The sequence below is a fragment of the Amycolatopsis sp. cmx-11-51 genome, assembly GCF_047608665.1.
GTDB lineage: Bacteria > Actinomycetota > Actinomycetes > Mycobacteriales > Pseudonocardiaceae > Amycolatopsis.
Genome location: NZ_JADNQO010000005.1, coordinates 459,664 through 473,776, shown reverse-complemented (window position 1 = coordinate 473,776; position 14,113 = coordinate 459,664). Strand labels below are relative to the sequence as shown.

The 14,113-nt window shown below is 69.4% G+C and carries 14 protein-coding genes and 2 pseudogenes; 5 read left to right on the top strand and 11 right to left on the bottom strand.

The window, feature by feature from the left end:
* Positions 1–109: pseudogene (locus tag ACM6LU_RS21790) on the top strand (IS5/IS1182 family transposase); the annotation flags it as partial.
* Positions 110–142: 33 nt separating this feature from the next.
* Here the strand turns inward: ACM6LU_RS21790 and ACM6LU_RS21785 are convergent.
* Both ACM6LU_RS21785 and ACM6LU_RS21780 read right to left on the bottom strand, forming a co-directional pair.
* The gene (locus tag ACM6LU_RS21785; RefSeq protein ID WP_414939544.1) at positions 143–1,654 is read right to left on the bottom strand and encodes an ATP-dependent DNA ligase; all 1,512 of its coding nucleotides are present in this window, start codon (positions 1,652–1,654) and stop codon (positions 143–145) included.
* 288 nt (positions 1,655–1,942) lie between these two features.
* Positions 1,943–2,785 carry a helix-turn-helix domain-containing protein gene (locus ACM6LU_RS21780; RefSeq protein ID WP_414939543.1) on the bottom strand — a complete coding sequence of 281 codons (843 nt, stop codon included), beginning with the start codon at positions 2,783–2,785 and terminating at the stop codon, positions 1,943–1,945.
* A gap of 125 nt (positions 2,786–2,910) precedes the next feature.
* On the opposite strand from ACM6LU_RS21780, the pseudogene ACM6LU_RS21775 reads away from it, so the two are divergent.
* Positions 2,911–3,741: pseudogene (locus tag ACM6LU_RS21775) on the top strand (DMT family transporter); the annotation flags it as partial.
* On the opposite strand, the gene ACM6LU_RS21770 reads toward ACM6LU_RS21775, so the two are convergent.
* The gene (locus tag ACM6LU_RS21770; protein WP_414939542.1) at positions 3,736–4,194 is read right to left on the bottom strand and encodes an SRPBCC family protein; all 459 of its coding nucleotides are present in this window, start codon (positions 4,192–4,194) and stop codon (positions 3,736–3,738) included. The pseudogene ACM6LU_RS21775 and the gene ACM6LU_RS21770 overlap by 6 nt on opposite strands.
* A 44-nt stretch (positions 4,195–4,238) precedes the next feature.
* Between ACM6LU_RS21770 and ACM6LU_RS21765 the strand changes: the two genes are divergently transcribed.
* Positions 4,239–4,820 carry a TetR/AcrR family transcriptional regulator gene (locus ACM6LU_RS21765; RefSeq protein ID WP_414939541.1) on the top strand — a complete coding sequence of 194 codons (582 nt, stop codon included), beginning with the start codon at positions 4,239–4,241 and terminating at the stop codon, positions 4,818–4,820.
* On the opposite strand, the gene ACM6LU_RS21760 is transcribed toward ACM6LU_RS21765, so the two are convergent.
* A complete protein-coding gene (locus tag ACM6LU_RS21760; protein WP_414939540.1) occupies positions 4,817–6,214 on the bottom strand; it encodes a class II fumarate hydratase in 1,398 nt (465 codons plus the stop codon). The genes ACM6LU_RS21765 and ACM6LU_RS21760 overlap by 4 nt on opposite strands.
* A gap of 113 nt (positions 6,215–6,327) precedes the next feature.
* On the opposite strand from ACM6LU_RS21760, the gene ACM6LU_RS21755 reads away from it, so the two are divergent.
* Positions 6,328–7,317 (top strand): NAD(P)/FAD-dependent oxidoreductase, encoded by a 990-nt coding sequence (locus ACM6LU_RS21755; protein WP_414939539.1) that lies wholly within the window; start codon positions 6,328–6,330, stop codon positions 7,315–7,317.
* 16 nt (positions 7,318–7,333) lie between these two features.
* Here the strand turns inward: ACM6LU_RS21755 and ACM6LU_RS21750 are convergent, their stop codons facing one another.
* The 6 genes from ACM6LU_RS21750 to ACM6LU_RS21725 form a co-directional block, all read right to left on the bottom strand.
* Entirely contained in the window at positions 7,334–8,113 is a 780-nt protein-coding gene (locus ACM6LU_RS21750; RefSeq protein ID WP_414939538.1) for a S1 family peptidase, read from the bottom strand.
* 9 nt (positions 8,114–8,122) lie between these two features.
* Positions 8,123–9,193 carry a class II fructose-bisphosphatase gene (gene glpX / locus ACM6LU_RS21745; RefSeq protein ID WP_414939537.1) on the bottom strand — a complete coding sequence of 357 codons (1,071 nt, stop codon included), beginning with the start codon at positions 9,191–9,193 and terminating at the stop codon, positions 8,123–8,125.
* An 84-nt stretch (positions 9,194–9,277) separates the two neighbouring features.
* On the bottom strand, positions 9,278–9,511 hold the full coding sequence (locus ACM6LU_RS21740) for an exodeoxyribonuclease VII small subunit (protein WP_414939536.1): 234 nt from the start codon (positions 9,509–9,511) through the stop codon (positions 9,278–9,280).
* Positions 9,508–9,948: a hypothetical protein gene (locus ACM6LU_RS21735; protein WP_414939535.1), complete on the bottom strand. Its 441-nt coding sequence runs from the start codon at positions 9,946–9,948 to the stop codon at positions 9,508–9,510. The genes ACM6LU_RS21740 and ACM6LU_RS21735 overlap by 4 nt, the downstream gene beginning before the upstream one ends.
* Positions 9,945–11,210, bottom strand: a complete 1,266-nt coding sequence (gene xseA, locus ACM6LU_RS21730) for an exodeoxyribonuclease VII large subunit (RefSeq protein ID WP_414939534.1) — start codon at positions 11,208–11,210, stop codon at positions 9,945–9,947. Before xseA ends, ACM6LU_RS21735 begins: the two co-directional genes overlap by 4 nt.
* Entirely contained in the window at positions 11,207–11,878 is a 672-nt protein-coding gene (locus ACM6LU_RS21725; RefSeq protein WP_414939533.1) for a lipid droplet-associated protein, read from the bottom strand. The genes xseA and ACM6LU_RS21725 overlap by 4 nt, the downstream gene beginning before the upstream one ends.
* 152 nt (positions 11,879–12,030) lie before the next feature.
* On the opposite strand from ACM6LU_RS21725, the gene ACM6LU_RS21720 reads away from it, so the two are divergent.
* Entirely contained in the window at positions 12,031–13,044 is a 1,014-nt protein-coding gene (locus ACM6LU_RS21720; RefSeq protein WP_414939532.1) for a 4-hydroxy-3-methylbut-2-enyl diphosphate reductase, read from the top strand.
* A 91-nt stretch (positions 13,045–13,135) separates the two neighbouring features.
* On the opposite strand, the gene ACM6LU_RS21715 is transcribed toward ACM6LU_RS21720, so the two are convergent.
* Positions 13,136–14,002, bottom strand: a complete 867-nt coding sequence (locus tag ACM6LU_RS21715) for a DUF6542 domain-containing protein (RefSeq protein WP_414939531.1) — start codon at positions 14,000–14,002, stop codon at positions 13,136–13,138.
* Positions 14,003–14,113: the final 111 nt, after the last annotated feature.

Genomic DNA, 14,113 nt, shown 5'->3' with positions numbered 1-14,113 from the left:
CGGCATCAACCGGCTCAAACGCTACCGAGCCGTCGCCACCCGATACGACAAACTCGCCGTCCGCTACGAAGCCACCGTCACCATCGCCGCGATCAACGAATGGCTCTAACATCTGAAACACGCCCTAGAGGACTAATTGCGGTCAGGGCTTGAGGAGGCCTCGCACGGTGTCGATGGTGTCGGCATCGGCGGCCTCCTTGTCTGGCCGGTAGCGCACGACCCGGGCGAAGCGCAGCGCCAGGCCACCCGGATACCGCGTGCTCACCTGAGCTCCGTCGAGTTCGATTTCGACGACGATCTCCGGCCGGACGTGCACCGCCCAGTCCGTGCGGTGGGTCTCGATCTCCTGGAACGTCTTCGTCTGCCAGGCCAGCAATGCGTCGGTCATGCCCTTGAACGTCTTGCCGACCATGATCGGCGGTCCGCCCTCGGGGTCGCGCGCGCCGAGATGCAGGTTCGACAGCGTGCCGGTGCGCCTGCCGTGTCCCCATTCCGCGGCGAGCACGACGAGGTCGATCGTGTGCACCGGTTTCACCTTGAGCCACGCGCGCCCGCGGCGGCCCGCCGCGTACGGCGACGCGAGATCCTTGACCATCACGCCTTCGTGCCCGGCGGCCATCGCCGCTTCCAGCACTCCCTCGGCCGACACGGGTGCGACCTCACCCGGGATGACGTGCTCGACGGCGACCTCGTGCAAGGCGGCGTTCCGTTCGGACAGGGGCGCGTCCAGCAGATCGACGCCGTCCAGATGCAAGCAGTCGAAGAAGTACGGCCGCAACAGCAGGGCCTTGACCTGCTCCTCACGGGTGCTGCCGAACCGGCTCATCGTCTCCTGGAACGGCCTCGGCCTGCCGTCGTCGGTCAGCGCCAGCGTTTCACCGTCGAGCACCACCGAGGTGCACGGCAGTGAGCGCACGAGTTCCACCAGTTCGCCGACGCTGCCGGTGATCTCCCGCAGTGTCCGCGTGTAGACGTGCACCTCGTCGCCGTCGCGGTGGACCTGGATCCGCGCTCCGTCCATCTTGTACTCGACCAGTGCCCCGGCGTGCTCGGTGATCGCCTCCTCCAGCGATTCCGCCGGGGAGGCCAGCATCGGCCGGATCGGCCTGCCCAGCGCCAGTTTGAACTCCGCGAGCCGTTCCCGGCCGCCGGTCATCGCCGCCAGACCCGTCACCGGCAGCTGCCCGGACAGCATGAACGCCCGCCGGACGTCCTCGGCCGGGATCTCGGACGCCGCCGCGATGGCGTCCACCATGATCCCTTCGAGCGCGCCTTGCCGCAGCTCGCCGGTGAGCAGCCGGAACAGGAACTCCTGCTCGGCCTTGGTCATCTTGGTCAACAGCGCCCGCAACGTCTCCGCGCGCAGCTTCACCGATCCCGAACCGGACGCCGCCCCCACCGTGCCGAGTGCCGTGTCGACCTCGGCCACGGACAACGACGGCTCGGCGGCCGGAGCCGCGTTCAGTTCGGCCAGCGTCCGCCAGCCGGTGCCGATACGGCCCTGCGTCGGCTGCCCGGTGAGGAACGCGACCACCGCCGGAAGCTCCAGCTCCCCGGCGGCGCGCAGCAGTGCGGCCAGGGTGGCGATCTTCGCCTTCCTGGACCTCGTGGCGGCCAGTTCGGCCGACGCGGTCACCACCGCGGTGAGCAACATGGGTCCATCATGACCCCGGGCACCGACAATTTCGCGTCGAAGCGGAGCCGGGTGGCTGACGGCGTTGGTCACCTGCGTGAGTACATGAAGGCCCCTTCCTTGCGCCTAGCGCAAGGTCCAGGCAAAGTCGTGGTCTCGCAGGTCAGGCGGCTCTTCGTCGCTGCCCACACCGGTTGCGGAGCTTGATCGACAGAGCTTCGGCCCCTGCAGGCACCAGCGATGCCAAGCCGGGGGCCTTCATGTACTTGGGGAAAGGAAGGCTGGGACCGGAGGTGCTGTTCCGGGCCCTCAGGCGTGCGCGCGATCCGCCACCCAGCTGGCGAGCAGGCCGAGCGCGCGTTCACTGTCGGAGCCGGGCTCGGGGGTGTAGATCACCAGCGCCTGATCCGGGTCGTCGGGCAGCCGCAGCGTCTCGTAGCGCAACCGGAGTTCGCCCACGACCGGGTTGATCATCACCTTCCACGCGTGCGCCTTCTCGCGCACGGTGTGCTTCGCCCACAGCTTCCGGAACTCCTCGCTGCCGAGCGAGAGTTCGCCGACCAGCCGCGCGAGATACGGGTCGTCCGGGTACTTCCCGCTCTCGGCGCGCAGGTTCGCGACGACCTCCTTCGCGACCGTCTCCCACTCGGGGTGCAACTCGCGGGCGTGCTCGTCGAGGAAGAACATCTTCGGGATGTTGCGCTCGCCGGGTGCGCAGGCGGCGAAGTCGAAGGACAGCGCGGAGCCGAGCGGATTCCAGGCCAGCACGTCCAGGTAGCGGCCGAAGACGAACGCCGGGGAGTGGATGGCGTTCAGCATCGTCCGCAGCTCCGGCCGGACCCGTCGCGCCCGAGGCCGTGCGACGCGTTTGCGTTTCGGCGCGGCCAGGTTCCGCAGGTAGGTCTCCTCGTCACGCCGCAACCGCAGCGCCCGGCTCAGCGAATCGAGGATGGAGTCGGACACGTTGCGTGCCCGGCCCTGTTCGAGCCGCGTGTAGTAGTCGACGCTGATCCCGGCCAGCTGCGCCAGCTCCTCGCGTCGCAGCCCGGCGACCCGGCGCTGGTTGAACCCCGTCGGCAGGCCGAGGTCGGCGGGATCCAGCGCGGCCCTGCGTGCCTTGAGGAAGTCGCCCAGTTCGGCCGTGTCGCCCATGTCGACAAGTATCCCGATGATCCCGCCCGCGTGCCTGGTCCTGCCAGACCCAGGTACTTCTGGTCCTGTTCATCTATCGCGATCTGGCCCTGTGCCGAAGGCCAAAAGGTCGACATCGTGGAGCCATGGACAGCGAACGAAGAAGTGTGGCGATCGGCGTACTGGGGGTGCTGATCGTCGGCGCGTCCGTGCCGGTGACGGGAATGCTCGACGGCTACCCGGTGCTCACCGGCCAGGCGCTGCGCTACGCGCTGGCGGGAGTGCTCCTGCTGGCGTGGGCGCGCCTGGGTCGACGTCCGTTGCCGCTGCCCGGCCCGCGCGACGTGCCGTCGCTGATCGCGCTCGCCGCGACCGGGATGATCGGGTTCCAGGCGTGCCTGCTGTTCGCGCAGCGCTACGCCGAACCCGGTCTGGTCGCCGCGTTCCTCGGCGGCACGCCGCTCGTGCTCGCGCTCGCCGGCCCCCTGACGAAGGGGAAACGGCCTTCGCGGGCGCCGGTGGCCGGGGCGGTGCTCGCCGGACTCGGGATCGCGGTGCTGTCCGGCGGCGGTGCGGCGCGCTGGCAGGGGCTGGTGCTCGCGGCGTTGGCGATGGTGTGCGAAGCGCTGTTCACACTGCTCGCCGTCGGCGTGCTCGACAGGCTCGGGCCGCTGGCGACCGCGACCTGGAGTTGTTGTGCCGCGGGCGCCGGCGGCGCGGTGGTCGGCACCATCGCCGACCCGTCCGGAGCCTGGGCGTGGCCGGACGGGCGTGAACTGATCGCGCTCGGCTACTTGACGGTCGTCGTCACGGCCATCGCGTTTCTTCTTTGGTACTCGGCGGTTTCGGCGCTGGGCGCGGACCGGGCCGGGGTGCTGGTCGGGCTCATGCCGGTCTCCGGGCTCGCCGTCTCGCTCCTGCTGGGAATGCAGGATTTCCGGTTCCCCCAGCTGATCGGCGTCGCCCTGGTGTCATCGGGCGTCGTGATCGGCTTGCGCCGCCGCGAGTTCGGTGAGCCGCGCGCACTTGACGCCGAAGTGCTTCACGACGTCGCCGCCGATGATCGCGACCATGACCGTGCGCAGCGGTCCGGCGAAGGTGACCTCCTGGACGAACTCGGTCCCGCCGTCGACCGCGGACAGTCCCAGCACGAGATCCATGGCGCCGAAGGGAATCGGCTGGCGAAGGGCGATCTCGCGGTCCTGGACCAAGGACGTGATGGTGAACGGCTCGGCGACCCGTGAGTGCACACGGCCACGGAATCCGTTCGGTACGAGGAAACCGGTCGATCCCACTTCGGCGGGGCCGTGCAGGTCGACGCGATCGAGGTCCGGATCCCAGCCGGGCCACCGGGTGAAGTCGGCCAGCGCCGCCCAGAGCGCGGACGGCCGGACGGGCAGGATTTCGCGCGAGGTTCTGGTCCAGGCCATACCCCGACAATATACGGAACTGTCAGTCTCGTAAACTGGTTCGCATGACACGAGGCAGGCCGAGGGAAGCGGGAATCGACGACGCGGTCCGCGAGGCCGTGCGGACGCTGCTGACCGAAACCGGTTACCAGCGCTGCACGATCGACGCGGTCGCGACGCGGGCGGGGGTCGGCAAGGCCGCGGTGTACCGGCGGTGGCGGTCGAAGGCGGAACTCGTGTTCGCCGCCGTGATCCATCCGGAGGATCTCGAGCCGCCGGAGGACACCGGTTCGCTGCGGGGGGACGTGGCGGCGGTCCTCGAAGTGATCGAGTCCTTTTTGGACGGTGCCGAACTGCGGCAGGCGCTGCCGTCACTGCTCGCCGACGTCCGGGCGGATCCGGTGCTGGAGGCGCGGTTCGGCGAGGTGTTCCTCGGGCGTGAGCGCGATTATCTGGTCCTGATGCTGGATCGGGGCGTCGCGAGAGGGGAACTCTCGCGACGCCCCGATCCGGCGCTCGTGCACGCGATGCTGCTCGGTCCGGTGCTGACGTGGCTGCACCTGTTCACCGAGCCGCAGCCTTCGGGCGGGTTGGCGGCTTCGCTCGTCTCACCGCTCCACGCGGCTGTGGTCGCTCTCGGTGCTTAGCGGCCTCCGTGCGCCATCCGGAGCACGTCGAGCGCTTCGTCCAGCTGGGCCTCGGTGAGCTTGCCGTTCGCGACGTGACCGCGTTCGATCACGACTTCCCGGATCGTCTTCAGCTCCTTGAGGGCCTGCTTCGCGACGGCGGCGGCCTCCTCGTAACCGATGTACTTGTTGAGCGGAGTCACGATCGACGGCGAACCCTCGGCGTACTCCCGCGCGCGGTCGGTGTTCACCGTCATGCCCGCGAAAACCTTGTCCGCCAGCAGCCGAGAGACCGCCGCGAGCAGCCGTGCCGATTCGAGCACGTTGCGCGCGATCACCGGCAGGTTCACGTTGAGCTGGAAGTTGCCGGCCGCGCCGGCGAAAGCGACCGCCGCGTCGTTCCCGATCACCTGCGCGACCACCTGCAGCGTCGCCTCCGGGATCACCGGGTTCACCTTGCCCGGCATGATCGACGAACCCGGCTGCAGATCCGGCAGCGCCAGTTCGGCGAGCCCGGCGCGCGGCCCGGAACCCAGCCAGCGCAGGTCGTTCGCGATCTTGTTGAGCGATACGGCGACCGTGCGCAGATGACCGGAAGTCTCGACGACGCTGTCCTGCGTCGCCTGCGCCTCGAAGTGGTCGCGCGCCTCGGTCAGCGGAAGGCCGGTCACCGAAGCCAGTTCCTGCGAAACGGCCGAGCCGAAGCTCTCGGGCGCGTTCAGCCCGGAACCGACGGCGGTACCGCCGATCGGCAGTTCGCCGAGCCGCGGCAGGCCGGATTTCAGCCGCTCGACACCGAACCGGACCTGCGACGCCCAGGCGCCCGCCTCCTGACCGAAGGTGATCGGCACGGCGTCCATCAGATGCGTGCGGCCGGACTTCACGATGTCCGACCACTCCGTCGCCCGCTTCGTGATCGCGGCGGCCAGATATTCCAGGGCGGGGATCACGTCGGAGAGCACTGCTTCCGTCGCGGCGATGTGGATCGTCGTCGGGAAGGTGTCGTTCGAGGACTGCGAGGCGTTGACGTGGTCGTTCGGGTGCACGTCGCGGCCCAGTGCCTTCGACGCGAGCGTCGCGATGACCTCGTTGGCGTTCATGTTCGACGAGGTCCCGGAACCGGTCTGGAACACGTCGATCGGGAAATGCGCGTCGTGCTTGCCATCGGCGACCTCGTCGGCGGCCTTCGCGATGGCATCGGCGACCTCGGCGTCCAGCACGCCGAGTTCCGCGTTGACCCGCGCGGCGGCGGCCTTCAGCAAGCCGAGCGCTCGGATCTGGGCGCGCTCCAGGCCCCGGCCGGAGATCGGGAAGTTCTCGACGGCGCGCTGCGTCTGCGCGCGGTAGAGGGCGTCGACGGGGACGCGCACCTCGCCCATGGTGTCGTGTTCGATCCGGTATTCCTGTTCAGCCATACCTCAAGTTTCGCGCAGTGACCGCTGGTGCGCTCGGTGTCTTTCGGCACGCGAGGGCTAGGATCGAATGTGTTCTCGATCACGCCGCCCACCACCGGCCGGGAGAGTGCCGAATGAGCGAGTCCGCTGGGGAAACGTCGTACGACCTCGTCATCATCGGGGCAGGTCCGACGGGTCTTTTCGCCGCCTATTACGCGGGATTCCGCGGCCTTTCGATGGCCGTCGTGGATTCACTGCCGGAGGCGGGCGGTCAGGTCACCGCGATGTACCCCGAAAAGATGATCTACGACGTCGGCGGGTTCGCCGAGATCCGGGGCCGGGATCTGGTGCGGGGCCTGCTCGACCAGGCGGCGCCGTGGAAGCCCGCGTATCTGCTCGGGCGCAAGGCCGAGAAGCTCGAAAGCGTCGAGGACGGCGTCACCGTCACGCTCGACGGCGGGCAGGTCCTGCGCACCGGGGCGGTGCTGATCACCGCCGGGATCGGTGAATTCACCCCGCGTCCGCTGCCGGCCGGGGCCGGCTGGCTCGGCCGCGGCATGGTTCACTTCGTGCCCGCTCTGCAGGCACACGCCGGCCAGCACGTGGTCGTCGTCGGTGGCGGGGACTCGGCGTTCGACTGGGTGCTCGCCCTGCACCCGGTCGCCGCGAGCGTCACCCTCGTGCACCGGCGCGCGAAGTTCCGCGCGGCCGAGTCGATCGTGCGGCAGGTGCGGGAACTCGGCGTGCGGATCGTCACCGACGCCGAGGTCACCAGGTTCTTCGACCGCGACGGTGCGCTGGCGGAGGTCGAGATCCAGGTCAAAGGCGAGGCGGCGGAAGTGCTGCCCGCCGATTCGGTGGTCGCCGCGCTCGGTTTCACCGCGGATCTCGGGCCGATCGAAAGCTGGGGACTGCAGATCGACCACCGCGCGATCGCCGTCGACTCGACCATGGCGACCCCGCGCGAGCGGGTCTACGCGGCGGGCGACGTCACGGCGTATCCGGGGAAGGTGAAGCTGATCGCGACCGGGTTCGGGGAAGCGGCGACGGCGGTCAACAACATCGCGGTCATGCTGAACCCGGACGCGCATCTGTTCCCTGGTCACTCCAGCAACGCTGAGTAGCGAGTGTTAGGAACTTTTAAGCGGGCGGAGCGGGCGCGGGCGGAGCGGTCTTCTCCGCGATCCACTGCGCGTAAGCCACCACCGAAGTCGCGATCGACGGCGACGTCGCGCACACCGGGTCCGCGTTACCCGGACGGCTGATCGCGCCCAGCAGCACCCACTTGTCGTCCACCTTGGCGACTTCGGGACCGCCGGAATCGCCGTAGCACGAACCCGAATTCCCGCCCGGATTGTCGGTGCACAACTCGACGGCGCCGTCGAACTTCGCCGTGCAACGCACGCCTTCGACGATCTTCGTGTCCAGTTGCCGCAGCTTCGCCGGACCCTTGCCGCAGCCCGAACTCGGGCACGTCTGGCCCCAGCCGAGCAGCCGCGTCGGCGTTCCCGGCGCCACGACGGCCCCGATCGGGACCGGCGCCGCTGTCACCGGCGCGGCCAGCCGCACCAGCGCGAGATCGCCGCCCGCGTGTTCGGGATCGGGGTTGTAGGACGGATTCACGACGATTTCGGCGAGTTTCGCGATCTCGCCGCCTTGGGTGTTGTCGTTGCTGCCGATCCGCGCGCTCAGGTTCGCCGGGTTCTTGCCCTCGACGCAGTGCCCCGCCGTCACCAGCCAGTCCGCCGCGATCAGCGCGCCGGCGCAGAAACCCTTACCGGAGGCCGAATGCAGTGACGCGATGAACGGATACGGCTCGTCGGCCTCTCTGCCACCGATGAGGTCGCCCGCGCCCGTGGCCTGTCCGGCCGGCGTGAAGACCATCGCCGCGAACAGGACCACCAGCACGCGCTTGAGCACGGATTCTCCTTAGGGGAGCGGGGGAACGACGTCGTCTTCCAGTGAATCGTCGAGGTGGCCGTCGAAGTTGACGGACGAGTACGAGCGAAGCTTGGTCAGCCGGTGGTAGCCGTCGATCATCCGGACCGTGCCGGACTTCGAGCGCATCACGATCGACTGGGTGGTCGCGCCGCCAGCGCGGTAGTGCACGCCGCGCAGCAGGTCGCCGTCGGTGACGCCGGTGGCGCAGAAGAACACGTTGTCGCCGCGGACGAGGTCGTCGTTGCCGAGCACGCGGTCGAGGTCGTGGCCCGCCGCCAAGGCTTTCTCGCGCTCCGCGTCGTCCTTCGGCCACAGGCGGCCCTGGAGTTCACCGCCGAGGCACTTCATCGCGCAGGCGGCGATGATGCCTTCGGGGGTGCCGCCGATGCCGAGCAGCATGTCGACGCCGGTGCTCGGGCGGGCCGCGGCGATCGCGCCCGCGACGTCGCCGTCGGAGATGAAGCGGATCCGGGCGCCCGCCTCGCGGACCTCCTTGATCAGCTGTTCGTGGCGCGGCCGGTCGAGGATGCACACGGTGACGTCGGAAACGCTGGAGTTCTTGGCCTTCGCGACCCGGCGGATGTTCTCCGCGACCGGCGCGGCGAGGTCGACCTTGCCGGCGGCGTCCGGGCCGACGGCGAGCTTCTCCATGTAGAACACCGCGGACGGGTCGAACATCGCGCCGCGTTCCGCGACCGCGAGCACGGCCAGCGCGTTCGGCATGCCCTTGGCCATCAGGGTCGTCCCGTCGACCGGGTCGACCGCGACGTCGCAGTCCGGCCCGTCGCCGTTGCCGACCTCTTCCCCGTTGAACAACATCGGGGCTTCGTCCTTCTCGCCCTCGCCGATGACGACCACACCGCGCATCGACACGGTCGAGACCAGCTGGCGCATCGCGTCCACGGCGGCGCCGTCTCCGCCGATCTTGTCCCCGCGCCCCACCCAGCGGCCCGCGGCCATCGCGGCGGCTTCGGTCACGCGGACCAGTTCCATCGCGAGGTTGCGATCGGGCGCTTCACGGTGTCGAGAAGAGCTGGCGGACGAGGTGGGGGTGGGCATGAGGCCTCCCGGATCAGGAACGCGGCGGGGTCCCAGTCTCTCAGATACCCACGATGGTTCGGTGGCTCAAGAGCATGGTGAACGTCACTGACCGTTGCCGCTCTCGTCTTCAACGGAGGACAACGCGGCCTCGATCCGCTCACGGGCGCCTTCGAGATGGTGCTCGCAGACCCTCGCCAGCTGCTCGCCCTTCTCCCAGAGAGCGAGCGACTGTTCCAGGGAGAGTCCGCCCGCTTCGAGTTCGCGGACGACCTCGACCAGCCTGTCGCGGGCCTGCTCGTAGCCGAGTTCGGCGGTTTCGCCACCGGGTTTGCTCACGCTTTGCTTCCTTCTACCGGACGTCGGTGCTTGCCGATACCCGCGCACACTACCGCGCCTGCCATGGCGTTGTCGTAACCCACGAAGGCGAGAGCGAACTCCTGGCCGTCACCCTCCGCGATCGCGGCGACCAGGTTCTCCTGGGCCCGCGCCACCCGTTTGCGGTGCGCGGAACCGTCCGCGAACCACCATCGGGTGCCGACGTGCTCCGCGGTGGCTTCGGAGAGCTTCCGCAACTGGGCGTCGAGGTCTCGTTTGGTCGAGACCGGCGCTGATGAGCCGTCGGCGGAAAAGAGTGCTTCGGCCTGGCAACCCGCCAGCAGGACCGTCCAGCAGTCAGCGGCGGCGTGGTCGGTCAGCAGCGCGTTGCGCAACACGCCGGGGGCGTTCGCGCGCTGGGCGGCGTCGACGGTCAAAGGCAGGAAACTCGCCGTCAACTGTTCCCCTCCGCCTCTCCCGAGACGACGGCGCCGAGCGCGCCGTCGACCACGCGGATGCGCAGTTTCGCGCCGTCCGCGACTTCGGAGACGGACCGGAGTACCTGGAGGTTGCCTTCGGCGTCGGTGTACTGCACCACCGCGTAGCCGCGTTCGAGGGTCGCCGCGGGGCCGAGCGCGGTCAGCCGCGCGCGGGCGCTGGCGATCTCCGCCTGGTCCTTGGCGAGCAGGGTGAGCATCGCGCGGCGCCCGCGTTCACGGTGGATCTCGACGTCGTCGTAGCGGCGCTGGATCGGGCCGAGCGGGTCGGCGAGCACGGGGCGGCTGCGCAGCTGCGTCAACAGCCTGACCTGGGTGTCCACCCAGCCGTGCAGGGCGCGGCGGCCGCGGTCGCGCATCTGGTGGACCCGCTGGGTCTCCTCGCGGACGTCGGGCACGATCCGCTTGCTGGCGTCGGTCGGCGTCGAGCAGCGGAGGTCGGCGACGTGGTCGAGCAGCGGGGTGTCCGGTTCGTGCCCGATGGCGCTGACCACCGGGGTCCCGGCCGCCGACACCGCGCGGCATAGGGCCTCGTCGGAGAACGGCAGCAGGTCTTCCACGCTGCCGCCGCCGCGCGCGATCACGATGACGTCGATGTCCGGGTCCCGGTCCAGTTTGGACAGCGCCTGGAGGATCTGCGGGACGGCGAGCGAACCCTGTACGGCGGTGTTGATCACCTTGAACGCGACATGCGGCCAGCGGGCCTGCGCGTTCACCAGCACGTCGCGTTCGGCGGCGGACGCGCGGCCGGTGATCAGCCCGATTCCCTTGGGCAGGAACGGGATCTTGCGTTTGCGCTCGGGCGCGAACAGGCCCTCGGCGGCCAGCAGCCGTCGCAGCCGCTCGATCCGCGCGAGCAGTTCACCGATGCCGACCGCGCGGATCTCGTTGGCGCGCAGGCTGAACGAACCGCGGTTCATGAAGAACGTCGGCTTCGCGTGCACCACGACGCTCGCGCCCTCGCGCAACGGCGGTTCGATCGTGCGCAGCAGGCCCATCGGGCAGGTCACCGACATCGAGACGTCCGCCGAAGGATCGCGCAGCGTCAGGAACGCGGTGTTGGTGCCCTGGCGGGCCGAGATCTGGGTGACCTGGCCCTCCACCCAGACCACGCCGAGCCGGTTGATCCACTCGCCGACCTTGCGGGCGACCGTGCGGACCGGCCACGGGTTCTCGGCGGTGGTGGACGGGCCCGCCGGAGCGGAGGTGGGCTCGGCGCTCACTGGCCTTCCGCGCTGTCGCCGTCTGTTTCCGCCTTCTTCACGTTTCCGATGCGACGGGCGAGCATGCCGACGAACGACGGCCGGTCGGCGTTCGCGCGTTCGTAGGTCAGCAGCTCTTCCAGCTGCGTCAGGTCGAACCGGCGCAGGCGGGCGCGCAGCTGCGGCAGGGTGAGCGTGTCGTAGTCCTCCAGCCCGGCGGGATTCGGATCGACGAGTGCCGAAGAACTGTCGAACTCGCCGTCGGCGTGGTCCTCGGCGAGCGCGCGCTCCTCCTCGGCCCACGGGTCCTCGGTGAGTGCTTCGAGGTCGTGGAAGTGACCGTTCGTCTCGGCGCGTGGTTCGGGGACCTCGGGACTTTCGGTGTCCTCGCGCAGCGGGATCACGCACGAGTCGCGTTCGTAGCGGCGTTCGGTCACGTCGGGCGGGAGGTCCTCGTCGAAGGTGGCCCAGCTGGGGGTGTCCTCGACCGGGCGAAGGACCGACAGCGCGTCGTCACCCTTGATCGCGAGTTCGGTGACGTGCTGCTGCACGCGCATGGAGAACTGGAGCACCTGGCTGACCACCGTGACGGGGAGTCCGGTGAGCTGCTTGGGAAGTTCGCGAACCCGCTCGGCGGTGGTGACGGCGAGGCCCGCGGCGACCCGGAGGGGGAGCGGGAGAGGCTTCATACGTCTAGCCTGCCGTATCTGGTCCATCCTGCCCAACCGAACGGGTGGGTCGGCTCACAGGACGTGACTCCACGCACATACTTTAGAGGGGTTCCCAGGTCACCTGAACGTGAGTGCGAGAAGCCCCCGGGGCAGCCCGTACCCTGGGGGTCATGAGTTCTGCGAGTCCCGGAATCACGCCAGCCGGCAGTCCGACGATCACCGAGTCCGGTGTGCCGGCAGGTGGCAAACGTGTCCTGCTCGCCAAGCCTCGCGGTTACTGCGCGGGCGTCGATCGCGCGGTCATCGCCGTCGAAAAGGCACTTGAGCTCTATGGCGCACCTGTGTACGTGCGTAAGGAGATCGTGCACAACCGGCACGTCGTGGAGACCCTGCGCGAACGCGGGGTGATCTTCGTCGACGAGACCTCCGAGGTGCCGGAAGGCGAACTGGTGGTGTTCTCCGCGCACGGCGTCTCGCCCGCGGTGCACGCCGAAGCGGCCGAGCGCAATCTGCGGACCATCGACGCGACCTGCCCTCTCGTGACGAAGGTGCACAAAGAGGTCAACCGGTTCGCGAAGGACGACTACGACATCCTCCTGATCGGCCACGAAGGCCACGAAGAGGTCGAAGGCACCGCCGGCGAGGCTCCCGACAAGGTGCAGCTCGTCGACACCGCCGAGGACGTCGACAAGGTCGAGATCCGTGACCCTTCGAAGGTCATCTGGCTTTCACAGACCACCCTTTCGGTGGACGAGACCATGGAGCGTGTCGACCAGCTGCGGGACAAGTTCCCCGGCCTTGCCGACCCGCCCAGCGACGACATCTGTTACGCCACCACGAACCGCCAGGTCGCGGTCAAGGCCATGGCCGCCGAGTGCGACCTGGTGCTGGTGGTCGGCTCGACGAACTCGTCCAACTCGAAGCGGCTGGTCGAGGTCGCGCTGAAGGCGGGTGCGCGCGCGTCGTACCTGGTCGACTTCGCGCACGAGGTCGACGAAGGGTGGCTCGACGGCGTCGAGACCGTCGGCGTCACGAGCGGCGCTTCGGTGCCGGAAGTGCTGGTCATGGACCTGCTGGCGTGGCTGGCCGAGCGCGGCTGGGGCGACGTCGACGAGGTCACCACGGCGAACGAGAAGATCGCTTTCGCGCTGCCGCACGAGCTGCGGAAGGTCGGCAAAGCCTGAGGTCCCGATACGGAAAAGGGCCGCCCGAGGATCTTCTCAGGCGGCCCTTTCTGCTGGTCAGCGGCTCAGGTGAGAGCAAAGGTCCCTTGCTTCAGCGCTCGTCGTCCCAGGGGCGGCGGCGCGGCGGCTGACCGCCACGGCGAGGGTCGTCCGCACTCGGCGGACGGCGGCGCGGGGCACCGGGGGCGCTCTCGCCGCGAGGGTCGCGACGGCGAGGTTCGCCGTCTTCCGGCGGACGCGGGCGGCGCGGCTGACGTCCCGGCGGCGGAGGCTTGCGCACGCCGGGTTCGGCGTCGCGGCGAGGACGGCGTTCATCGTCGACCGGACGGCGGCGCGACGGCGCGTCGTCCCGTGGCGCGCCACGGCGCGAAGGCGGGGGCGGCGTCTGCCCGGTCCGGGAGGCCGGACGGCGAGGGCCCGCCGCGGCAGGCTTGACCGAGGGCTTGGCTTCCTCGCGACGTTCCGGCTTGTCGTTCGACTTCGGCTTCACCGGGGCGTCGGGATCACGTTCGCGATAGATCCGGAAGATCCCGATCGCCAAGGTGACGCCGGTGGTGATGGCCATCGTCGGGAAGCCGTTGATCAACGGGCCGCCGACGTCGACGGCTCTGGACAGCAGGTCGGTGCCCTTGCTGCCGTCCGAGGTCAGGAGGATGACCCCCGGCACGGTCACGGCGAGGACCAGCGGCGGCTGCACCATCGGGCCGAACAGCCCGCGGCGCTGGACGGCCACCACGGCGGCCACCGCGCCGAGCGCGTAGCACGCCTTGAACAGCAGGCCCAGTTCCTTCTGCATCACCATGTCGACGAAGGCGCCAAGAATGGCGAGCCCGAACCCCGCCAGTACGGCCGCCCACCAGGGCAAACCGCGCCTGGCGCCGACGAGGGGACGCTCGTCCCAGGCAACGGGCACGTCGTCGGCATCAGGATCGCTCTGGCGATCGCGAATCGCGGTCACAGGCCCCACCGTATATCCAAGCTGTGGACATACCGCCAACAGGCGGTAGGTCAATCGCCTGGTAGTGGTCATCCCCGACCACCCGGACGGATTGCCCGGACGTTTCTCGAA

Coding starts and splice junctions, on each gene's coding strand:
- ACM6LU_RS21785 (WP_414939544.1), bottom strand. CDS start 1,654: ATGTTGCTCACCGCGGTGGTGACCGCGTCGGCCGAACTGGCCGCCACG.
- ACM6LU_RS21780 (WP_414939543.1), bottom strand. CDS start 2,785: ATGGGCGACACGGCCGAACTGGGCGACTTCCTCAAGGCACGCAGGGCC.
- ACM6LU_RS21770 (WP_414939542.1), bottom strand. CDS start 4,194: ATGGCCTGGACCAGAACCTCGCGCGAAATCCTGCCCGTCCGGCCGTCC.
- ACM6LU_RS21765 (WP_414939541.1), top strand. CDS start 4,239: ATGACACGAGGCAGGCCGAGGGAAGCGGGAATCGACGACGCGGTCCGC.
- ACM6LU_RS21760 (WP_414939540.1), bottom strand. CDS start 6,214: ATGGCTGAACAGGAATACCGGATCGAACACGACACCATGGGCGAGGTG.
- ACM6LU_RS21755 (WP_414939539.1), top strand. CDS start 6,328: ATGAGCGAGTCCGCTGGGGAAACGTCGTACGACCTCGTCATCATCGGG.
- glpX (WP_414939537.1), bottom strand. CDS start 9,193: ATGCCCACCCCCACCTCGTCCGCCAGCTCTTCTCGACACCGTGAAGCG.
- ACM6LU_RS21725 (WP_414939533.1), bottom strand. CDS start 11,878: ATGAAGCCTCTCCCGCTCCCCCTCCGGGTCGCCGCGGGCCTCGCCGTC.
- ACM6LU_RS21720 (WP_414939532.1), top strand. CDS start 12,031: ATGAGTTCTGCGAGTCCCGGAATCACGCCAGCCGGCAGTCCGACGATC.